Genomic DNA, 2900 nt, shown 5'->3' with positions numbered 1-2900 from the left:
CGGTTGGACGTGATCGCGGTCAAGGGGCGCGGCGGGCGCGGTGGCGTGTGCTATCAGGTCCGCGCGCGTAGCATCCCCGGCGGCGGCGGTGACCAGGTCACCCCGCCGGAGCCCTTGCCTGCCCCGGCGCCAGCCGCAACGGCGGGTGAAGTGATCCCGAAGGACCTTCGGGCGCCGGCTCCGGCCACGCTTCCCGCCTGGAAAGTCCGGGCGATCCAGCGGGTCCGGCAAGCGGGAGAGCCCGGTTCCCCCGAACGGGCGCGCGCTCTTGAGGCCGTCGCGGCGGACACCCTGCATCCCGACGGCAAGCGGCGCGGCAAGCGGGTGGCGCCGGGCACCCTGCGAAAATGGGTCCAGACCTATGAGGCCGGCGGCGCAACCGCGCTGGCCCGCAAGGACCGAGCGGATCGGGGCCGGCGCCGGGTGGTGATCTCCCGCGCGTGGGATGACGCGGCGCGGACGGCGGGCCTCTCTGAAGAGGCTCTTGAAGGCATCAAAAAGGCCCTTGAAACGGCGATTGGACGCCAGTTCAGGGCCGGTCACAACTGGCAGGTCGTTCAACTGAACGTCACCCCGGTTCTGGTCGAGGCCAGCCGCGCGGCCGGCATGGACCTGCCAGACGCAACGCTGATCCCGCTGTGTCGTGTGCCGCGCAATCTGATCGAGCCGCACCGACACAGCAACCGCGCGGCCCACATGTACCGGCGCGATGCCGGTAAATCGGCGGCCGTCCAGGTGCCTCGCATCCGGCGCGACCGGTCGCACCTGCGGCCCATGGACTTCGTGGCCGGCGACGTTCACCACCTGGACGTTCTGGTTCGCCGGCCGGACGGAAGCCTTGCCACGCCCAAGGCCATCGCATGGCAGGACTTGGCGACCAATCGCCTCTTCGCCACGTTGGTCCTGAAGCCGAGGGGCGAAGCGGTGAAGCGGCGGGACGTGTTGGGGTCGTTCGCGGCCATGTGTGCGGATCCGCGCTGGGGCGTGCCGGGCCGGCTCTACCTGGACAACGGCAGCGAGTACGCCCTGTTCGACGCCCTCGCCGACGACATGCTGGCCCTGCAACGGTGGTTTGCGCCGGCCATGCAGGTCCTTGACGCAAAGGATCTGGCGGCGGGCGTTCGCAAGTCCCGCCCTTACAATCCGCAGTCCAAGGTCATCGAAACCGCGTTCGCCATCCTTGAACGGACGGTCCTGTCTCAGGTGCCCGGCCATATTGGCGGGGACCGCATGAAGAAAAAGACACAGAACCAGGGCAAGGATCCGGTGCCATACGACGGCGACTTCACGGCACTCGAGGCCGAATTCGCTGACTTCCTCGCCTACTACCACAACAAGCCGCAAAGCGGACATCTGGCTGGCAAGTCCCCGAACGACAGCCTGCGGGCGTTCATCACCGATGGATGGCAGAGCGTCACACTGGATCCGCACCAACTTGAAATCGCGTTCAGCAAGGTCGAGACCCGGTCCGTCTATCCGGGCGGGGCGTTCACCATCGGTGGCACGGAATACCGGTCGGACAGGCTCATTACCCTGGCAGGCAGCGGCCGAAAGGTCACCGTCCGCGTTCCGCTGATCGGCGACGGCGGGCGTATGTACGTCTTCGACGAAGAGGACGCGTTCCTGGATATCGCCACGGAACCGACCCGGTACGTGTTCGGCGATCCGGCCGGCGCCAAGGACCAGGCCCGGCAGGCCGGCATTCTCCGGCGGGAGGTGGCCGCGCAAGGCCAGGTTCCGGCCGACACCCGCGACAGCATGCGGGCCGTCAACGCGCTGTTCCCTGCGCCGCAGCCCACCAGCGCCGGACAGATGTCCATCAACCCCGAATTCCAGGATGCGGCGCGCCGGGCGCGCGCGCTTCCGGATGCCTCCGTTCGTGTCGAAGAGGATCGCGCGGCGGAGGGCATATCAAGCGCGCTTGCCAGATTGGCGGCTCGCGCAAACCGCAAAGCGGCGAACGGGTGAGCCCATCACCCGCCCGCCATATCGGCCGGGACGGCAATCCCGGCCACCAGCCAAGAAGGATGGAACCCATGACTGAGATCATCAATCTACGAGAACCGCCCCTGGAACCCAAGGGGGAATTCTGCCTGACCCCGACGGCGCGGGATATCCACCACCTGTTGCATACCTGTCAGTCCTTCGGCTGGCTTGGCGTCGTGGTCGGGGAGCCGGGCACCGGCAAGACGGCCGCGATCACGGATTATGCGGCCCGCGCGGAGGGCGGAGACGTGCGCCTGTGTCGGATGACCCGTGCCGCGTCCCGTCTGCAACCGGGGTTGGTTCGGTTGGCGGAGGCGTTGGGCTGCGGTTCCATGCCGAACGTCTCGGCGTCGGAGCTTTACAACGCTGTTCGGTATCGCGCCGGCTGGATGTCCAACGGCCTTCTGATCCTGGACGAAGCGCAGCACCTTGAAGATGACCTTCTTGAGGCCCTTCGGGATCTGTTCGACGAGGTCGGGGCCGAAGGTGTCGTGTTCGGTGTGGTGCTGGTGGGCAACCGGGGCCTCATGGACCGCTTGAGCAAGACCGACAAGCGGCGCGGTCGCGCCGGCTTCAGTCAGTTCACCGGCCGCATTGGCGCCAAGCTCGACCTGTCCGCGCCCAAGGCGGCGGATGTTGAGGCCCTGTGCGCCCATCACGGCATTGACGGCAAGCGTGCCGTCGCGCTGGTCAAGAAGGCGGCGCAACTGCCCGGCGCCCTTCAGAAGGTGCGGAACCTGTTTGGGGTGGCGCGGGAGCTGGGGGACGGTGCCATAACCCTGAAGACCCTTGAAGACGCGGCGCCGGTCGTGGGGATTCCGAACCTGAAGGGGGGCGCCGCATGAACGCCGAAACGCCCAAATACCAGACTGCCGCGACGGAATCGAAGTACAAGAACCCGTTCTATCTGGATA

At 67.2% G+C, this 2900-nt stretch carries 2 protein-coding genes; both read left to right on the top strand.

Annotation, left to right across the window (positions count from 1 at the left end; translation table 11 throughout):
• Positions 1-1968: Mu transposase C-terminal domain-containing protein (locus GHC57_RS18775; protein ID WP_153347142.1), on the top strand; the 1968-nt coding region annotated here is incomplete at its 5' end.
• Positions 1969-2036: 68 nt separating this feature from the next.
• The gene (locus tag GHC57_RS18770; protein WP_170294976.1) at positions 2037-2831 is read left to right on the top strand and encodes an AAA family ATPase; all 795 of its coding nucleotides are present in this window, start codon (positions 2037-2039) and stop codon (positions 2829-2831) included.
• Positions 2832-2900: the final 69 nt, after the last annotated feature.

Origin of the sequence: Roseospira navarrensis, assembly GCF_009601025.1 — a bacterium.
In the GTDB taxonomy this organism is placed as follows: domain Bacteria; phylum Pseudomonadota; class Alphaproteobacteria; order Rhodospirillales; family Rhodospirillaceae; genus Rhodospira; species Rhodospira navarrensis.
This window is presented reverse-complemented; position numbering and strand designations above follow the sequence as displayed.

What these genes read in the sequence shown, in the direction of transcription:
- GHC57_RS18770 (WP_170294976.1), top strand. Translation starts at nt 2,037, where the DNA reads ATGACTGAGATCATCAATCTACGAGAACCGCCCCTGGAACCCAAGGGG.